General features: G+C 63.6%; 16 protein-coding genes. 7 read left to right on the top strand and 9 right to left on the bottom strand.

What is annotated here, in order from left to right:
- Positions 1–65: 65 nt before the first annotated feature.
- Positions 66–1,907 carry a DEAD/DEAH box helicase gene (locus ISS99_RS20925; protein ID WP_204633541.1) on the bottom strand — a complete coding sequence of 614 codons (1,842 nt, stop codon included), beginning with the start codon at positions 1,905–1,907 and terminating at the stop codon, positions 66–68.
- A gap of 110 nt (positions 1,908–2,017) precedes the next feature.
- Between ISS99_RS20925 and ISS99_RS20920 the strand changes: the two genes are divergently transcribed.
- A complete protein-coding gene (locus tag ISS99_RS20920) occupies positions 2,018–2,767 on the top strand; it encodes an SDR family NAD(P)-dependent oxidoreductase (RefSeq protein ID WP_204633540.1) in 750 nt (249 codons plus the stop codon).
- Positions 2,768–2,771: 4 nt separating this feature from the next.
- On the top strand, positions 2,772–3,326 hold the full coding sequence (locus ISS99_RS20915) for a GNAT family N-acetyltransferase (RefSeq protein WP_204633539.1): 555 nt from the start codon (positions 2,772–2,774) through the stop codon (positions 3,324–3,326).
- A 45-nt stretch (positions 3,327–3,371) separates the two neighbouring features.
- On the opposite strand, the gene ISS99_RS20910 is transcribed toward ISS99_RS20915, so the two are convergent.
- Positions 3,372–4,697 carry a DEAD/DEAH box helicase gene (locus tag ISS99_RS20910; RefSeq protein ID WP_204633538.1) on the bottom strand — a complete coding sequence of 442 codons (1,326 nt, stop codon included), beginning with the start codon at positions 4,695–4,697 and terminating at the stop codon, positions 3,372–3,374.
- 195 nt (positions 4,698–4,892) lie between these two features.
- On the opposite strand from ISS99_RS20910, the gene ISS99_RS20905 reads away from it, so the two are divergent.
- Positions 4,893–6,131 carry an MFS transporter gene (locus tag ISS99_RS20905; RefSeq protein ID WP_204633537.1) on the top strand — a complete coding sequence of 413 codons (1,239 nt, stop codon included), beginning with the start codon at positions 4,893–4,895 and terminating at the stop codon, positions 6,129–6,131.
- A gap of 37 nt (positions 6,132–6,168) precedes the next feature.
- A complete protein-coding gene (locus ISS99_RS20900) occupies positions 6,169–6,654 on the top strand; it encodes an FKBP-type peptidyl-prolyl cis-trans isomerase (protein ID WP_204633536.1) in 486 nt (161 codons plus the stop codon).
- A 66-nt stretch (positions 6,655–6,720) separates the two neighbouring features.
- On the opposite strand, the gene ISS99_RS20895 is transcribed toward ISS99_RS20900, so the two are convergent.
- The 7 genes from ISS99_RS20895 to ISS99_RS20865 form a co-directional block, all read right to left on the bottom strand.
- On the bottom strand, positions 6,721–7,152 hold the full coding sequence (locus tag ISS99_RS20895; RefSeq protein ID WP_204633535.1) for an organic hydroperoxide resistance protein: 432 nt from the start codon (positions 7,150–7,152) through the stop codon (positions 6,721–6,723).
- A 10-nt stretch (positions 7,153–7,162) separates the two neighbouring features.
- A complete protein-coding gene (locus tag ISS99_RS20890; protein ID WP_204633534.1) occupies positions 7,163–7,618 on the bottom strand; it encodes a MarR family winged helix-turn-helix transcriptional regulator in 456 nt (151 codons plus the stop codon).
- An 81-nt stretch (positions 7,619–7,699) separates the two neighbouring features.
- Positions 7,700–8,809 (bottom strand): serpin family protein, encoded by a 1,110-nt coding sequence (locus ISS99_RS20885; RefSeq protein WP_204633533.1) that lies wholly within the window; start codon positions 8,807–8,809, stop codon positions 7,700–7,702.
- A gap of 87 nt (positions 8,810–8,896) precedes the next feature.
- On the bottom strand, positions 8,897–9,466 hold the full coding sequence (locus ISS99_RS20880) for a C40 family peptidase (RefSeq protein ID WP_204633532.1): 570 nt from the start codon (positions 9,464–9,466) through the stop codon (positions 8,897–8,899).
- A 61-nt stretch (positions 9,467–9,527) separates the two neighbouring features.
- Positions 9,528–10,853: a M56 family metallopeptidase gene (locus ISS99_RS20875; protein WP_204633531.1), complete on the bottom strand. Its 1,326-nt coding sequence runs from the start codon at positions 10,851–10,853 to the stop codon at positions 9,528–9,530.
- Position 10,854: 1 nt separating this feature from the next.
- Positions 10,855–11,241, bottom strand: coding sequence for a BlaI/MecI/CopY family transcriptional regulator (locus ISS99_RS20870; RefSeq protein ID WP_204633530.1), 387 nt, complete (start codon positions 11,239–11,241; stop codon positions 10,855–10,857).
- Between the two features lie 141 nt (positions 11,242–11,382).
- Complete coding sequence (locus ISS99_RS20865) at positions 11,383–12,741, bottom strand: hypothetical protein (RefSeq protein WP_204633529.1); 1,359 nt, start codon at positions 12,739–12,741, stop codon at positions 11,383–11,385.
- 156 nt (positions 12,742–12,897) lie between these two features.
- Here ISS99_RS20865 and ISS99_RS20860 point away from each other — a divergent pair, with 156 nt between their 5' ends.
- From ISS99_RS20860 to hutG, 3 genes are read left to right on the top strand one after another with little or no spacing between them, the layout of a single operon-like run.
- The gene (locus ISS99_RS20860) at positions 12,898–14,157 is read left to right on the top strand and encodes an NAD(P)/FAD-dependent oxidoreductase (protein WP_204633528.1); all 1,260 of its coding nucleotides are present in this window, start codon (positions 12,898–12,900) and stop codon (positions 14,155–14,157) included.
- A 45-nt stretch (positions 14,158–14,202) separates the two neighbouring features.
- On the top strand, positions 14,203–15,549 hold the full coding sequence (gene gorA, locus ISS99_RS20855) for a glutathione-disulfide reductase (protein ID WP_204633527.1): 1,347 nt from the start codon (positions 14,203–14,205) through the stop codon (positions 15,547–15,549).
- Between the two features lie 24 nt (positions 15,550–15,573).
- Positions 15,574–16,353 (top strand): N-formylglutamate deformylase, encoded by a 780-nt coding sequence (gene hutG, locus ISS99_RS20850; RefSeq protein WP_204633526.1) that lies wholly within the window; start codon positions 15,574–15,576, stop codon positions 16,351–16,353.
- The last annotated feature ends 139 nt before the right edge of the window (positions 16,354–16,492 follow it).

The raw sequence follows: 16,492 nt of genomic DNA, 5'->3' as shown, positions 1-16,492 counted from the left end.
ACGTTGCGTTTTTGCAGCGGCAACGAGGCGAAACGCATCGTTGCCTGCTGCGAAACAATCAAAGCTTATTTGCGACGCGGCGGCTTGCCGCCACCATGGCCGTGCGGACGCGGTTTGCCGGCGTGACCGCGCGCGTTCGCGGGTCGGAAGCCCTGCTTGCGTGGCGGGCGTTCGCCACCGCCATCGTCGTTGCCGTCCCACTCAGTGATGTGCAGCATCTGCTGGTTCACCCACACCTTTTTCAGATGCTGGAAGGTCTCGGCGGGCATGCCGTCGGGCAGGTCGATCAGGCTGTAGTCGCCGCGGATGCTGAGGCGGCCGATGAATTGGCTTTCCAGGCCCGCTTCGTTGGCGATGGCACCGATGATGTTGCCGGGTTTGACGCCGTGCTCGTGCCCCACCTCGATGCGATAGGTGCGCTTGCCGGCTTCCGTGGCATGCGGGCGCACCTGGCGAGGTGCGAAGTCGCGCGGTTCGCTGTCGCGATGGCGCGGCGGCCGGCGCGTATCGCCTTCCTGCGCGTGACTGGGGCGCGGCTCGCGCTCGCGAACGTGTTCGCGCTTGGCCGGCGGCTCCATCAACAGCGGGCGATCGCCTTGCGCGATCCGTGCAAGGGCAGCGGCGATTTCGATCGCCGGAATATCGTGTTCCTGTTCGTACTGCTCGATCAGCTGCTGGAATTGCTCCAATCCGCCGATTGCCAGCGTATCGCTGATGTTCTGCTTGAAGCGTGCGATGCGGCGGTCGTTGACGGCCTCGACGGTAGGCAGCTTCATTTCCTCGATCGGCTGGCGCGTGGCGCGCTCGATCGCGCGCAGCATGCCTTTCTCGCGCGGCGTTACGAACAGGATGGCTTCGCCGCTGCGTCCCGCGCGGCCGGTGCGGCCGATGCGATGCACGTAGCTTTCGGTGTCATAAGGGATGTCGTAGTTCAGCACGTGGCTGATGCGTTCCACGTCCAGGCCGCGTGCAGCGACGTCGGTGGCGACCAGGATGTCCAGCTTGCCATCCTTGAGCTGCTGGATGACACGCTCGCGTTGCGGCTGTGCGATGTCGCCATTGATCGCGGCGGCGGCCAGGCCGCGCGCCTGCAGTTTTTCGGCTAATTCTTCCGTGGCCTGCTTGGTGCGCGCGAAGATGATCATCGCGTCGAACGGTTCCGCCTCGAGGATACGCGTCATCGCATCGAGCTTGTGCATGCCGCTTACCCACCAGTAGCGCTGGCGGATATTGGCAGCCGTGGTGGTGGCGGCCTTGATGGTGACTTCCACCGGATCCTTCAGATGCTGCTGGGCGATCTTGCGGATCGGCGGCGGCATGGTGGCGGAGAACAGCGCCACCTGACGCTGCGGCGGAGTGGCCTGCAGCACTTTCTCGACATCGTCGATAAAGCCCATGCGCAGCATTTCATCGGCCTCGTCCAGCACGATGAAACGCAGCTCGGAAAGATCGAGCGTGCCGCGATCGAGATGATCGATCACGCGACCCGGCGTACCGACCACGATGTGCACGCCGCGGCGCAAGGCATGCAGCTGCGGTCCGTAGCTTTGTCCGCCATAGATCGGCAACACCTGGAAGCCAGGTATGTGCGAGGCATAGCGTTGGAAGGCCTCGGCCACCTGGATGGCCAATTCGCGCGTTGGCGCCAGCACCAGCGCCTGCGGCTTGCCGGGGCGCATTTCGATGCGCGAAAGAATCGGCAGCGCAAAAGCAGCTGTTTTACCGGTACCGGTCTGCGCCTGGCCCAGAACGTCGCGCCCTTCCAACAGCGGCGGGATGGTGGCGGCCTGGATCGGCGATGGCGATTCGTAACCCACGTCGGACAAGGCGCGCAGCACCTCCGGCGTGAGCGCAAGCGCAGAGAAGCCAGCGGAGGCCGGAGCGGAGTCGGAAGACGGGGACGACATGGGGAGACCTCGACGTGGCATGCACGGATGCATGCAGGAGAATAGTCACTATTGTATCAGTCCCTGACGGCCATACCCTTATTGGCTGACGCGTTTATAGGGAAAAGGCCGTGAAAGATCGCTTGAAAGACCGTATTGCCCTGGTGACGGGGGCTTCTTCGGGGATTGGCGAAGCCACCGCACTGGCCTTGGCCGAGCAGGGGGGCAAGGTCGCGATCGCCGCAAGGCGCAAGGACCGGCTGGAGCAATTGGCTGCCAAGCTGGCCGATCTCGGTGCCGAGCCCTTGGTGCTGGCTGCCGACCTGACGCGCGAAGCCGAGGCGCAGCGCATCGTGAGGGAGACGGAGGCGCGCTACGGACGCCTGGATATCCTGGTCAATAACGCCGGCGTGATGTATCTGGAGCCCGTGGCCGAAGCCGATCTTGGCCGTTGGCGCAGCATGCTGGAGCTGAATGTGCTCAGCCTGATAGCTTCCACCCAGGCGGCCCTGGGCGGCATGCGCGCGCGCCGCGAAGGGCACGTGGTGAACGTGTCCTCGGTGGCCGGGCGCGTTGCCAATCCCATGGCGGCCGCTTATGCGGCGACCAAGTTTGGCGTGGTGGGATTCTCCGAGTCGCTGCGGCGCGAGGTCTACAAAGACAATATCCGGGTCAGCGTGATCGAGCCGGGCATGGTGGATACCGAATTGCGCCAACACGTTGCCCACGAAGCCAGCCAGCGTGCGGTGAATGTACGTGCCGGCGAAATGCGCCAGTTGCAGGCTGAAGATATCGCCGATGCGATTCTGTTTTGCGTGACGCGTCCGGACTACGTGTGCATCAACGAGGTGTTGATGCGCCCGACCGACCAGGAACGCTGAGCGCGTGGTTGCCCTTCCTCGTTTGCAAACGCTGCGCACGCGTATTCGCCTCGCTGAGGAGTCGGATGCGGCCATGTTGCTGCAGTATCGCGTTGAAAACCGCGCGCACCTGGCGCCGTGGGAGCCTTTGCGCGAATCGGAGTACTACACGCTGGGGCATTGCACGAAGACCATCGTCGAGGGCCGCACGCTCGCCAGCCAGGATCGCGGCTATCCGTTGATCGTCGTCGATCCGGACGACCGGCGCATTCTGGCGACTGTCACATTTGCCAATGTCGTGCGCGGAGCATTCCAAGCCTGCCATCTAGGCTATGGCGTTGCCGTGGATGTGCAAGGGCAGGGACTGATGCGGGAAATTCTTGGGCCCGGCATCGCCTGGGCCTTCGGTGAGCTCGGCGTGCATCGGGTGATGGCCAATTATCTGCCGCACAACGAGCGCAGCGCGAGGCTGCTCGCATCGTTGGGTTTCGAGCGCGAAGGCTATGCCAAGCGCTATCTGCAGATTGCCGGCCAGTGGCAGGACCACGTGCTTACGGCATTGGTGCGCCCCGACGAGTGATGCCGCGGGTTGGGTTACCCCAGCCCGCGGAAACCAGCGGCGACGTTACGCTTTCGCGGCCGGCCTGCGACCGCGCGGGCGCCGCTTGCGATTGCCCATGGCGTGGTCGCCACCGCCGTTGTTCTGTTGCGCATGTCCATGCGGGCGATGCGATGAGTTGCCTTGCCGTTGCGGCCGCTGCTGCGGTTGACGCTGTCCCTGTTTCGGGCGCGGCGCCTGCGCATCCAGGCGCAATGGCGAGGACAGCTCAAAACCCGGCACTTCGCTGATGGCGATGTCCTGGTTGAGCAGTTTGCGGATGTCGCGCAGCAGGCCCGATTCTTCGTGGCTGACCAGCGACAGCGCCACGCCTTCCGCACCGGCGCGGCCGGTGCGGCCGATGCGGTGCACGTAGTCTTCGGCGACCATCGGCAGGTCGAAGTTGATCACGATCGGCAACTGGTCGATATCGATACCGCGTGCGGCAATATCGGTGGCGACCAGCACGGTGGTGCGGCCGTTCTTGAAGTCGGACAGAGCGCGCGTACGTGCGTTCTGGCTCTTGTTGCCGTGGATGGCGGCGGCGCGCAGGCCCGATTGCTCCAGGTAACGCACCAGCTTGTCCGCGCCGTGCTTGGTGCGGCTGAACACCAGCGTCTGGCGACGGCTCTCTTTGCTCAGCACGTGCAGCAGCAGATCGCGCTTGCGCGAGGCGTCCACCGGATGCACCTGGTGGCTAACAGTCGTCGCCACGCTGTTGGCCGGCGTTACCGAGACTTCGCGTGGCGAGTGCATGAACTGCATGGCCAGCGACTTGATCTCCGGCGCAAAGGTGGCCGAGAACAGCAACGTCTGGCGTTGTCTCGGCAGGGCGCTGACGATGCGCTTCAACGAGGGCAGGAAGCCCATGTCGAGCATGCGGTCGGCTTCGTCGAGCACCAGCACCTCTACGCCGCTGAGGTCGATCGTGCGCTGCTGCATGTGATCGACCAGGCGACCGGGCGTGGCGATGACGATGTCGACGCCTTTGCGCAGCGTCTGGATTTGCGGGCCCATGCTGACGCCGCCGAAGATCGCCGTGTTGCTGACGCGCAGATGTTTGCCGTAGACGCGTACGTTGTCGAGGATCTGTGCGGCCAGCTCGCGCGTGGGCGTCAGTACCAGTGCGCGGGGGCGGCGGATGCCGGGCTGCGAACCCTGGGACATGCGCTGCAGCAACGGCAGCGAGAAGGCGGCGGTCTTGCCGGTGCCGGTCTGTGCGGCGGCCAGCAGATCGTGGCCTTCCAGCACCACCGGAATGGCGCCAGCCTGGATCGGCGTGGGTTCGGCGTAGCCCTGATCGGCGAGCGCGCGCAATAACGCGGGCACCAGGCCCAGCGATTCGAATGACATGAAGTACTCCAGTGTGCAACCCGGAGCCTTGATGCAGAACCGCGTTGCCGTGTTGATAAATAGTGGCTGGGTAGGGGAAAACGTACCGCCCGGACGGGCGTACCCAGTCGCACAGTATACATGAACGATGGACTTCCCGTCGGCATGCCTTTTTTAACGTGCTAGCCTCCGGCCATCACACCCTGGGAGCGCCACGTGTCCGTCCTGTCAGCCTTGCGCGAGTTGAACCACGAGCAACGGCACACCGTGTTGGCGAGCTTCCTGGGTTGGATGCTGGATGCATTCGATTATTTCATCTTCACGTTTGTGATCGTCGGTATCGCGAACGAATTCCACGTCGATCGCACCCGGGTCACACTGGGTATCTGGCTGACCCTGGCGGCGCGCCCGGTGGGTGCGTTCCTGTTCGGGCGCCTGGCCGATCGGTTTGGCCGCAGGCCGGTGCTGATGATCGACGTGATCCTGTTTTCGGTCTTTGAGCTGGCTACCGCGTTTTCGCCCACCATCACCGCCTTGCTGGTCATGCGCTTTTTGTTCGGCGTCGCAATGGGCGGCGAGTGGGGCATTGGCGCGTCGCTGGTGATGGAATCGATCCCGCCCAAATCGCGCGGCCTGGTCTCGGGCCTGCTGCAAAGCGGCTATCCCTGCGGTTTCTTTCTCGGCGCCCTGGTGAACTGGCTGCTGGTGGATCACATCGGTTGGCGCGGCTTGTTCGTGGTGGGCGCGGTGCCGGCCCTGCTGGTGCTGTACATCCGCCACAAGGTGCCTGAATCCCCGGCGTGGAAGGCCAGCCAGGCCGAGCATGGCAAGCGCGGTCTGGTCGATGCCATGCGTGGCCACTGGAAACTGGCGATCTACCTGATGTGCCTGATGGCGGCCTTCAACATGTTCAGCCACGGGTCGCAGGACATGTATCACACCTTCGAGGAAGTGAACCTGCATCTGCCGACCGGCTCGAGCATCGCCTTCGTGCTGGTGGCCCTGCTCAACCTGGGTGCCCTGGTCGGCGGCATCTGTTTTGGCGCATGGTCGGAAAAGATCGGCCGGCGCCGGGCCATGATCCTCTCGGCGTTGCTGGCCATTCCAGTCATTCCGCTGTGGACCTATGGCGGCTCCTTTTTGCTGCTTGGGTTGGGCGCGTTCCTGATCCAGGTGATGGTGCAAGGCGCCTGGGGTGTGGTGCCTACCCACCTGAACGAGCTGTCGCCCGACGCCGTGCGCGGCACCTTGCCGGGTTTTGCCTACCAGATGGGCAACCTGATTGCGGCAGGCACGGCCACCGCCCAATCCTGGCTGGCCGGCAAGGATGGACTGGCCCTGGGTCTGCCCCTGGTGATGTCGCTGTGGATCGCGGCCGTGGCGATCGTGCTGGCCTTGCTGGTCTGGTTGGGGCCGGAGGCGCGCGGCGTAGGCTTCGGCCAGCGCGGCAACTGATAGAATCGGTCCTTTCGCTTCTATCGAGAGACAGGCAATGAAGGCTGGCAAGGACAAGGTCATCGCACTCCACTACACGCTTACCGTGGACGGCGAGAAGGTTGAAAGCTCGCACGACACCGGGCAGCCGTTGTGGATACTGCTGGGCCACGGCCAGTTGATTCCCGGGTTGGAAAAAGCCCTGGACGATCATGCCGCCGGCGATACGCTGCAGGTGGAGATCGAGCCTGCCGAAGGTTACGGCGAGCGCCAGGAAAACCAGGTCCAGCGCGTGCCCAAGAAATATTTCCAGGACGCCAAGCATCTGAAGCCGGGCATGGTGACGGTGCTGGCGCTGAAGGAGGGCGGCCAGCGCGCCGTGACGGTGCACAAGGTCGGCATGAGCACGATCGACGTGGACCTCAATCATCCGATGGCCAGCAAGACGCTGAACTTCGACGTGGCGATCCAGGAAGTGCGCGAGCCGACCGAAGAAGAACTGCAGCACGGCCACGCGCATCCGCCGGGTGCCGAAGCGCACTAAGCCGCTTCCCGCAGACAAGCCAACGGCGCCCTTGGGCGCCGTTGCTGTTTTTGCGTTACGTGAAAATCAAACCAGCACGATCTGCACATCCACATTGCCGCGCGTAGCGTGCGAATACGGGCAGATGTCGCGATGGGCGATATCCACCAGCTCCTGCGCAACCGCGCGATCGATGCCTGGCAGGCTCACTTCCAGCTTTACGGCGATGCCAAAGCCGGTAGGTTCGCGCGGGCCGATGCCGACGTGGCCGGTGACCGAAGCTTCCTTCAGCGTCACCTTCTTCTCGCGTGCCACGTAGCGCACGGCGCCTTCGAAACACGCCGAATAGCCGGCGGCAAACAACTGCTCCGGATTGCTGCCGTGGCCGCCGGGGCCGCCGAGTTCCTTCGGCACCTTCAGGTCGAAATCGAGTACGCCATCGCTGCTGTGGATGTGGCCTTCACGGCCGCCTTTGGCGGTGGCGGTGGCGGTATAGAGGATCTTGGCTGGGTTGCTCATGGTCTTGGTCTCATTCGTCGTCGGAGGGGGCGGCCAACTGCGCCGCGAGGGATTTGAGTTCGTCGCGCAGGCGCACGAATGCGTCCACGGACATGCAGAGCCGGTCAGCCAGGCAGCGCGGAATATCCGCCGCGCGCTCGTGCAATTTGCCGCCGGCATCGGTCAGGGAGATTTCCACCTCGCGCTCGTCGCTCTGGCGGCGGCGACGTGCGACCAGGCCGGCCTGTTCCAGGCGCTTGAGCAGCGGGGTGAGGGTGCCCGAATCCAGTTGCAGGCGGGCGCCCAACTCGCGCACCGTCAGCCCGTCGCGTTCCCACAACACCAGCATCACCAGGTATTGCGGATAGGTCAGGTCCATTGCTTCCAGCAAGGGGCGATACGCAGCCGTCATGCGCCGCGAGGCCGCATACAGCGCGAAGCAGAGCTGTTCGTCCAGAAGCAGAGAGGGGTGGATGGGTGTCTTCATGGCAGTAACGTTAGCATCAAATTTAATTGTGAACAATATAAATTTCGTGAAGGCCGTATTGGAGTCATCAGGTGGCCTGGTCTAGGGGCTGTTGACGAGTCCGGCAAACAGGATGCGATCGTTGGAGCGATCGCCGATGGTCAGAAAGAATGGCCGGTCGACCACCATGGAAAACGGCGGGCGCGGAGCCCGTATGGCGGCAGCGACAGCGATCACCGAGGTGGCCGCCGACGCCTCGGTGGACACCTCGTCCATGGCGAACGCGGTTTTGTGCACGATTTCGCTGATCTTCAAAGGGTGCCCTTGCACGATGCCGTTGAACTGCGCCGCATCGGAAAAGGGGCGGTGCATGCCAAGTGCTTGCAACTCGCGCGACAGCGTCGTGGAAAAGCTCGATTTCAGCTTCGGCACCTGCAGCGAGCCGGGAGTCCGCTGCAGCGTGTTGAGCATCGCTTTCCAGGATGTTTCGTCGATGGATGCAAGCCAGGTGTGAATATCGAGGTTCTGCCTCGGCAGGAATACGGTCATCACCAGGTGATCGTTGCCGCTGTAAGGCAGCCGGATGATCTGGCCGCTGTCGTTCTGGGCGTAATCGAACTTGTTGGCCTGGAACATGGTTTCGACATCGGCGGTCTTGCCGCCGGCGAAATGGAAAGGCCGTGGCTTGGTATTGTTTTTGTCGAACGGCAATTGCCAAGTGCCTTTGAAATAGAGCACTGCCGTCAGCACGATGCCGGTCTCGGGCGCCTGATCCAGCACCTGGGTGATCATGCCGTGCGTATGCTGGCTCACGAAGTCGTTGATGGCGGCGGGCGCGGCCTGCGGGCTGGTGCTTTGCACGTGAACGCCAGGCAGGCCTTCGGCAAAGGAAGGCTGCAGCTTTTCCACCGGCGCCACCCAGATATCCATGGCCGATTGCGCGGAACCGAGCGAAGTGTTGTCGATACTCTGGTAGGAGCCGGTGAGCGCAACGATTTGCTGCTCCGTTTCCCCTTCTGCTCCCGTGGCTACGGCGGCCAGCGCCGTTCGTATGTTGCGCGGAGCAATGATCACGTTGCTGTCGGGGTGCTCGGCGCTGACGCGCTTGAGCAGTGCGAAACCCAGGGATGCATCGCTTGGCATGACTGCCTCCGCCCACAACGGGCCGGACAACGAAAACAGAAGGGCCAGAACCATCGCTTGCAGGCGCATGCTTGCATTCCTCCGCGTAGAAGGAGAGCCGATCATGGGGATCGTATGCGAGATCCTGTGCGACCGGTAGTGCGCGCAGGCGAGATATCAGTCCAGCAATCGTTTGCCGTAGACGAAGTGGTCGCGCCAGTACGGGCCGTCGATGTCGTCCAGCCGCACCGTGCCGCCGCTGTTGGGAGCGTGCACGAAACGGCCTTTGCCGACGTATACGCCGACGTGGCTGATGCCGCCGCGGCTGCCAAAAAACACCAGGTCGCCGCTGATCAGGTCATCCATGCTGCGCACTTTCTCGCCGTTGACCACGGCCATGTCGCGCGAGCTGTGCGGCAATTGGATGTTGGCGGCATTGCGGTAGATGTAATCCACCAGCCCACTGCAATCGAAACCGCTTTCCGGTGTATTGCCACCCCAGTGATAGGGCGTGCCGACCAGCGCCATGGCGCGGAACAATACGTCGTTGGCGGTGCCTACGGAGTTTTCAGGTGCACGCGCGGGTTCGTTGGCCAGTTGCGACTCGGAAGGCTTGTAAGTGGCTTCGCGGCGAGGCGAGCCGGCGCAGGCGGCAAGCAGGGATGCCAGGCCGACCAGCGCAGCCCGGCGCAGCGCCGTTCGGCATGATCGGTATTTGTCGGCGTCACCTGTGCTGGCCAGAGCCATAAAAAAACCTCGGCGTGTTTGCGCCGAGGTTATATCAAATCAATAGCTTGGGTGGAAGTTCTCAGGAATTGGAGGAGCTTTGCCCAACGGGGCCGCCGGGCGGCGGAGGGGGCGGTGGCGGAGGCGGCCCGTTGCCCGGTGGAGGCGGTAGCGCTCCGGGCGGTGGCGGTGGACCGTGCGGGCGTGGCGGCAGCGGGTTCAAGCTGAAGAGCACCGGCACTTTCACCCAGCTCTCCGTCGGCCTGCCGTTTTGTAGTTGCGGATTGAAGTGCCATTTCATCACGGCGTCGCTCGCCGCCTTGGCGAGTTCCGGCGAAGCCTTGGTGGCGCTCTGGTCGATGTCGATCCGGAGGGCGGTGCCGTCGGTGCTGACCAGCACTTTCAGCATCACCATGCCTTCCTCGTGATTTTTCACTGCATCCGCAGGATAAGGCGTGGCGACGGAAAGGTTGTAGGCGTAATCCGGCGCAGGTCCGCTACTGGTGCCAGCAGGTGCAGCGTTGTGAGTTTGCGCAACGACGACTCCGCTGGCGAGCAGGGTTGCCGCGACGACATAACCGAATCGGCGTCGCCATTTGCTGTGTGGTCGACGGCTTATCATGGTAAGACGCTCCTTCAATTGCGACTCGGCGAGCCAGGGGATCATGGCCGGTTGCGCATCCACGCCATGACTGCGCATCAGTGCACGGGCGTAACGCAGCTCGTGTTCCGGCGATGCGCGCAGCACGCGTTCGTCACAGGCCAATTCCTGATCGAGCTGGAAGCGCGGCAGTGCAAACCATGCCAGCGGATGAAACCAAAGCAGCGCCAGTGCGCATTCGCTCAACAAGCACCACCACGCGTCGCCGCGCTGCAGGTGGCTGCATTCGTGGCGCAGCACCATGTCGCGCGCCTCGGTGTCGTAGCGGTCCAGAAAATCCGCCGGCAACAACAGGCGCGAGCGCGGCGCCCACAAAATGGCAGGACCTTGCACGTGAAGCCAGAGGCTGTGCTTGCCCAGTGTGGGATGTTCGGCAAGCAAACGACGATGCATCGATTCCGGCAAGGGCCGGCACGTACGCGCCAGGCGCACGTAGCGGACGACCAGATTCACCGTGCCATACGCAGCACCGAGCAACCAGAGTGCGATCAGCCACGCGTAACTGTTGGCCGGTGTGTCTCCCGGTAGCAGCCAGGTTTGCGCAGGGAGCGAGGTAAGTACAGGCGGCAGCGCCAGCGATTTCGTCGGCATCGGCAACCACGGAGCCAGCGCCAGCAGGGCCGGCAATGCCCACAGTGTGAACGCCGGCCCGGCGCCGAAGGCATGGCGCACCGGCTTGCGTAGCAAGAGCGCCAGGGTCAGCCCCAGCGATGACATCAGCAGTACGTACAACAGGAGAGATGCCATCTCAGCGCTCCTTCCGCTCGATGCTGTCGATCAGTTTGCGCAGTTCGGCGACATCCTTCGCCGAGAGTTTTTCGTGCTGACTGAAGTGGGCGAGCAGCGGCGCAACGCGACCGCCGAAGACGCGATCGAGCAGGCTGCGACTTTCCTGCGACTGCCACTGCGCGCGACTGAGCAAAGGGCTATACAGATAGCGCCGCCCGTCGCGGCTGGCTTCGACCGCCTGCTTGCTCAGCAGGCGATTGAGCAGGGTGCGGATGGTTTTCTCGTGCCAGTCGCTGTGCTTTTGCACGGCAGCGACAATTTGTTCGGATGACAACGGCGACTGGCGCCACAGCACTTCCATGACGTGGCTCTCGGCTTCGCTGATTGAGGCGGGGGGCGTGGGCACGTGGGGTTCCTCGTGGATTACATCTGTAGTCTATGGATAAAATTACGCCCGTAATTTGATTGGCGCAAGCGCTTTCTACACTAAGGGGCGGCCGGGCCGGTTTGCATCGCCCCCGTCGTGGGCGATGAGGACAAGCGGCAGCTAGCGCGCAGGTACCACGATCTCTTGCTCCGACAGGGTCGTGCCGCCGGCATTCCAGGCACGCAGGCGATACCGCCCAGGGTAGAGATAGAGCTCGTTGCGCGAGTGCGCGTCGTGGAAGGTGTAGCGATCCGCCGGAACGGAGGTGTCCGGTTCGTTGGGGTAGTAAGCATCCACGACGCAGGGGATCCGTCTGTTGCAAAGATCCTGGTTGATGGTGAAGGGCACGCGCTTGCCGCCGAGTGTCAGCCAACTGGGGCGTTGGTCCATGTCGAAAGGTTCGCTGGGCAGAAGAATAATTCGCCGCATCAAATCGGGCTTCATGAGTCCGCGCACGTCCAGGTCCCGTTCGGTCACGGGCGGCAGAATGACCGAAATGTCGTGGCGTGACGGATCGGAACTCCAGATGGCGTTCGTGTGCCGGTTGCGTAGGGCAATCGGGCCTTGCGGCCTGAATTGCATGGCAACCGTGCTGTAAGGGCCGAAATCGAGCCCGCCCGGGGCCACGTCGCGAAACTGCACCTGGTCCACACAAAGCGGGTCGAGGCCGCTGAGCTGTTTCAATTGCATGGCCATCGGATGAATATCGTCGCCGAGGTTGCCGGGAGCTTTGTCCACGTGCGAATAGCCGGCGTGCACGAACAGCTTGGCTTGTGGATCCTTGGCGAATACTTTGGCATAAAGCGCCGCGGCTTCTTCGGTGTCGCGATTCTCTATGGTCGCCTTTTCAGGGTCGTAGGGCACGATAATGAAGCCGAGCTTGATCGCCTGGCGCACTATTTCGCCATAGAGCGGTTCCAGCAGGTACTCGCTGCCCGATTGCTCGGTGACGTAGCCGCGCTGCACTAGGTCCGGATCTTTGTCGCCTAGGGCTTCGATGGCGAAATAGCGAAAGCCCATGGCGCGCAATCGCGGCAGCAGGTCCAGCGTCAATTCGCGAGTGTGGGCGTCGTGGTGGGCCTCGTTGATCATCACGATGCGTCGATCTGCCGCCGCAGCCACCACTGCGTCTGCGGCATCGACGCTGCGCCAATCGTCCTCGAAGGGCAGCGGTATGGAGCTTGGTGGGGCAATGCGATTGTCGAACGGGAACGCGACCAAGGCTTCGTTATACAACCCCAATTCGCTGTCTACCGTCGCCAGCAACTGCTGCACGAGCGATCTGTCGTCGCCTTGCACGAGCGGAAGTACCGATGTGAGGTAGTTGTAGCGGGCCAGGCCATTAGGTGCGGAACCGAACTCGGTCAGCAACTCCCGCGTAGAAGGTCCCTGCGGAGGTGCAGGCGACTGCGCGCGCGCGCTGGTGGTGGCCAGCAGCACGGTAGTGCAAAACAGGCACGTCACAATCGCTATACGCATCGGAGTGGGGATGTGTCAGAGGCGTGACACCAGCGTGCGACGATCTTGGGGCCGGCGCAAGTACCAATCTTGCAAGAAATTCTTGCCGGCCCCGGGAGCGGCCTGGCCGGCCCGGGCTGCCGTGAGCGGGGGCTGGCTGACCGCTACAATGGCCCGATGGATGCTTCCCATAGTGATGTATTGATCCTTGGCGGCGGTGTCGTCGGCCTCTCCTGTGCGCTGTATGCGTTGCAGCACGGTGCCCACGTGCGGGTGCTTGAGCAGGGCACGCCCGGCTGCGGCAGTTCGCACGGCAATTGCGGCACCATCACCCCCAGCCATGCGGCGCCGCTGGCGATGCCTGGCACGCTGGCGATCGCCTTGCGCTCGGTGTTCAGGGCGGATGCGCCGCTGTACCTCAATCCGCGCTTGGACGGTGCCCGCCTGCGCTGGTTGCTGGGTTTTGCGCGGCATTGCAACTGGCAGGACTTTGAACGGGCCGCTCAGGCCCGAGCCGCCATTTTGCTGCGATCGCGGCAACTGATCGGGGAATGGATAGGCAGGGAAAAGCTCGATTGCGAATTCGTCGAGTCCGGTGTGATGTACGTCTATCGACAGCCCGGTCCGATGGTGGCAGACGAGCACCATCACACCACCTTGCTGGAGCGCCTGGGCATTCCCGTGCAGCGCCTGCGCGGCGACGAGGTGGAAGCCATGGAGCCTGCGCTCAAACCCGGCGTGAAGGGCGGGCTGCTGCATCCGGGTGACGCGCGGCTTCGCCCCGATCGTTACGTCGCCGAGCTGGCCCGCCTGGTGCGCGAGCGCGGGGGCGTTATTGAAACCGGCGCGCGAATCGAGCGTTTCGATACCGAGGGGCGACGCATCGTTCGCGTGGGCACCAACCGAGGCGATTTTGCCGGCGACCGGGTGTTGCTGGCTTTGGGGGCCTGGTCGCCGCTGCTTGGCAGCAAACTGGGTCTGCGCTTGCCGATGCAGCCGGGAAAGGGGTATTCGCTCACCTATACGCGGCCCTCACTTGCTCCGCGGAACGCATTGGTATTGCGCGACGTGTCCGTGTGCGTGACGACCTGGGACAGCGGCTTCCGGCTCGGCAGCACGATGGAGTTCTCCGGTTATGCAGAGGGGTTGAACCGTACCCGCATCGATGCGTTGCGGCGAGGTGCCGCCGAAGGTCTGCGCGAACCGGAAGGTCCCCGCTTGCAAGAAGAGTGGTGGGGTTGGCGCCCGATGAGCGTGGATGAAGTGCCGATCATCGGCCCGAGCACGCGCTGGTCGAATCTGCATCTGGCCACTGCGCACGGCATGCTGGGCGTCAGCATGTCGGCGGCGACAGGCGAGCTGGTCGCGGCGCAACTCAGCGGCACCACGCCAGCGTTCGATCCAGCACCGTACGCGCCGGCTCGTTTCGGTCTGTAGCCAAGCGATGGCGGCCAGAGTGTTTTCAATCCCAAGGAAACGATGATGAGCGAACGCTTCGATGTGATCGTGCTGGGTGCTGGCTCGGGTGGCTTGAGCGTTGCCCAGCACGCCGCCAGATTGGGCGCGCGCGTGGCCTTGTTCGATCCCGATGCCCTGGGCGGCACCTGCGTGAATCGCGGTTGCGTGCCCAAGAAGGCGATGTGGTACGCGGCGCAGATCGCGGACCTGCACCGCCTGGCCGCCGACATCGGCTTTGAAACCGCGCCGATGCGTCTGGATTGGACGCGGTTTCGGCAACGGCGCGACAGCTATATCGCGGGCATTCGCCAGCGCTACGCCACGCGTCTGGATACGGCTGGCATCGAGGTGATCGGGGAGGCTGCCTGCCTGGTGTCGGCCGATACCGTCGCTACCGCGACCGGTATGCGGGCCAGCGCAAGGCATCTGGTCATCGCTAGCGGCGCTCGCCCGCGCCGGCTGGACATACCCGGTTTCGAACTGGGCATGTTGTCGGACGACATCTTCAAGTTGGAGGCCGCACCGCGGCATCTGGCCATCGTCGGTGGCGGCTACGTGGCCGTGGAGTTCGCGTGCCTGATGCACGCGCTCGGATGCGAGGTGGATTTGCTGGTGCGGGGCCACCTCCTTGCCGGCTTCGATAGCGAGGTGGTCGATGAGCTCGCCGCACAGATGCAGGCACGCGGCATCCGGTTGCTTGGCGAGACGCAGGTTCGCGCCGCGCGCGGCAAGCCGGGAACCATCACCTTGGAAACCGGCGCCGATACCCAACTGGATGGTTACGATGCCGTGCTGTGGGCGCTCGGCCGCGTACCGAACAGCGACCGCATCGGGCTGGAAGAGATCGGCGTGGCGCGTGATGAAAACGGCCACGTGCTGGTCGACGCGTGGCAGAACACCAGCGTGCCCGGCGTATACGCCGTGGGCGACGTGACCGATCGCAGGGCGCTTACTCCCGTGGCCGTGGCTGCCGGCCGAGCGCTTGCCGAGCGCCTGGTGTCCGGTCATGCCGATGCGAAATTCGACGACAGCGTCATTCCCAGTGTGGTTTTTGCCGAGCCGCCGCTGGGCATGGCCGGTTTGACCGAACAGCAGGCGCATGCCCGCTACGGTGCGGCCGTCAGTGTGCACAGCGGGCGCTACACGCCGTTGTTGAGCATGGTGGCGGGGCGCTCCGAGCGCAGCCTGGTGAAAATCGTCTGCGTGGGCGATGAGCGCAAGGTGGTTGGCATCCACGTGCTTGGCCCCGGTAGCGACGAGCTCTTGCAAGGGTTTGCGGTGGCTTTGCAAAAGGGCTTGTACTGGCGCGACCTGAAGGCGGCGATCGCGATCCATCCCACGGCATCTGAAGAGCTGCTGTTGCTGCACTGAGTGCAGGCGGGTCAAACTGAGCAGATGGATATCTTCTCGCTCAAGCAGGGTAGTGCCCCGCTGCTGATCAGCCTGCCGCACAACGGCAGCTACATTCCCGACGGACTGGCCCAGCGCCTGCGTGCGCCGGCACGTCATTCGCCCGATACCGATTGGCACGTCGGGCAGTTATACGAACCGTTGGCCGAAGCCTTGGGAGCCAGCCTGCTCAAGCCGACCGCCTCGCGCTATGTGATTGACCTCAATCGCCCCGCGGACGGGCAGGCGCTCTATCCAGGCCGGCGGGAAACCGGACTGGTGTCGACCATCGGCTTCGACGGCGAGCCGCTCTACGTAGACGGCCAGGAGCCCGATGCCGAAGAGATCCGGCAGCGAGTCGAGCAATGGTGGCAGCCTTATCACCAGGCGCTGGCAGGCGAAATCGTCCGCTTGAAAGCGCTGCATGGGCGGGTAGTGCTGTGGGAAGGGCACTCCATCCGCAGCCACGTTCCCATGCTTTTCGAGGGGAGGCTTCCGGATTTCAACCTAGGCACGGCCGACGGGACCAGCTGTGGAGCCGACCTGCAATGGCGCCTCACCAACGTGATGGAAGCTCAGTCGCGCTATGACTTCGTGGTCAACGGGCGCTTCAAGGGGGGCTATATCACCCGACACTACGGGAGCCCGGCCGATGGCGTGCAGGCCGTGCAATTGGAGCTGGCCCAGCACCGCTACATGGACGAGGAGAGCTTTGCCTGGGATGCAGATAAGGCAAGGCCGGTGCAGGACACGATCCTTCAGTTGCTGCGTCAGTGCCTGACCTGATCCTGTCGAAAGTCGCCGGAAATGCCTGACGGGGGGCGTCCGCTCAATTTGTAAGCAAATAGCGGGGTTTTCTTAATTTCGTTCAGTTCCGGTATGCCGAAGCCAATGCATTGTTAAGGCCGTCACGCCGCCCGTGTAA

This window comes from Dyella mobilis (genome assembly GCF_016904945.1).
Classification (GTDB): domain Bacteria; phylum Pseudomonadota; class Gammaproteobacteria; order Xanthomonadales; family Rhodanobacteraceae; genus Dyella_B; species Dyella_B mobilis.
The sequence above is the reverse complement of the archived record's forward strand: the minus strand, read 5'-3'. Positions and strand labels throughout refer to the sequence as shown.

What these genes read in the sequence shown, in the direction of transcription:
- ISS99_RS20875 (WP_204633531.1), bottom strand. Translation starts at nt 10,853, where the DNA reads ATGGCATCTCTCCTGTTGTACGTACTGCTGATGTCATCGCTGGGGCTG.
- ISS99_RS20895 (WP_204633535.1), bottom strand. Translation starts at nt 7,152, where the DNA reads ATGAGCAACCCAGCCAAGATCCTCTATACCGCCACCGCCACCGCCAAA.
- ISS99_RS20925 (WP_204633541.1), bottom strand. Translation starts at nt 1,907, where the DNA reads ATGTCGTCCCCGTCTTCCGACTCCGCTCCGGCCTCCGCTGGCTTCTCT.
- ISS99_RS20880 (WP_204633532.1), bottom strand. Translation starts at nt 9,466, where the DNA reads ATGGCTCTGGCCAGCACAGGTGACGCCGACAAATACCGATCATGCCGA.
- ISS99_RS20885 (WP_204633533.1), bottom strand. Translation starts at nt 8,809, where the DNA reads ATGCGCCTGCAAGCGATGGTTCTGGCCCTTCTGTTTTCGTTGTCCGGC.
- ISS99_RS20890 (WP_204633534.1), bottom strand. Translation starts at nt 7,618, where the DNA reads ATGAAGACACCCATCCACCCCTCTCTGCTTCTGGACGAACAGCTCTGC.
- gorA (WP_204633527.1), top strand. Translation starts at nt 14,203, where the DNA reads ATGAGCGAACGCTTCGATGTGATCGTGCTGGGTGCTGGCTCGGGTGGC.
- ISS99_RS20865 (WP_204633529.1), bottom strand. Translation starts at nt 12,741, where the DNA reads ATGCGTATAGCGATTGTGACGTGCCTGTTTTGCACTACCGTGCTGCTG.
- ISS99_RS20900 (WP_204633536.1), top strand. Translation starts at nt 6,169, where the DNA reads ATGAAGGCTGGCAAGGACAAGGTCATCGCACTCCACTACACGCTTACC.
- hutG (WP_204633526.1), top strand. Translation starts at nt 15,574, where the DNA reads ATGGATATCTTCTCGCTCAAGCAGGGTAGTGCCCCGCTGCTGATCAGC.
- ISS99_RS20860 (WP_204633528.1), top strand. Translation starts at nt 12,898, where the DNA reads ATGGATGCTTCCCATAGTGATGTATTGATCCTTGGCGGCGGTGTCGTC.
- ISS99_RS20910 (WP_204633538.1), bottom strand. Translation starts at nt 4,697, where the DNA reads ATGTCATTCGAATCGCTGGGCCTGGTGCCCGCGTTATTGCGCGCGCTC.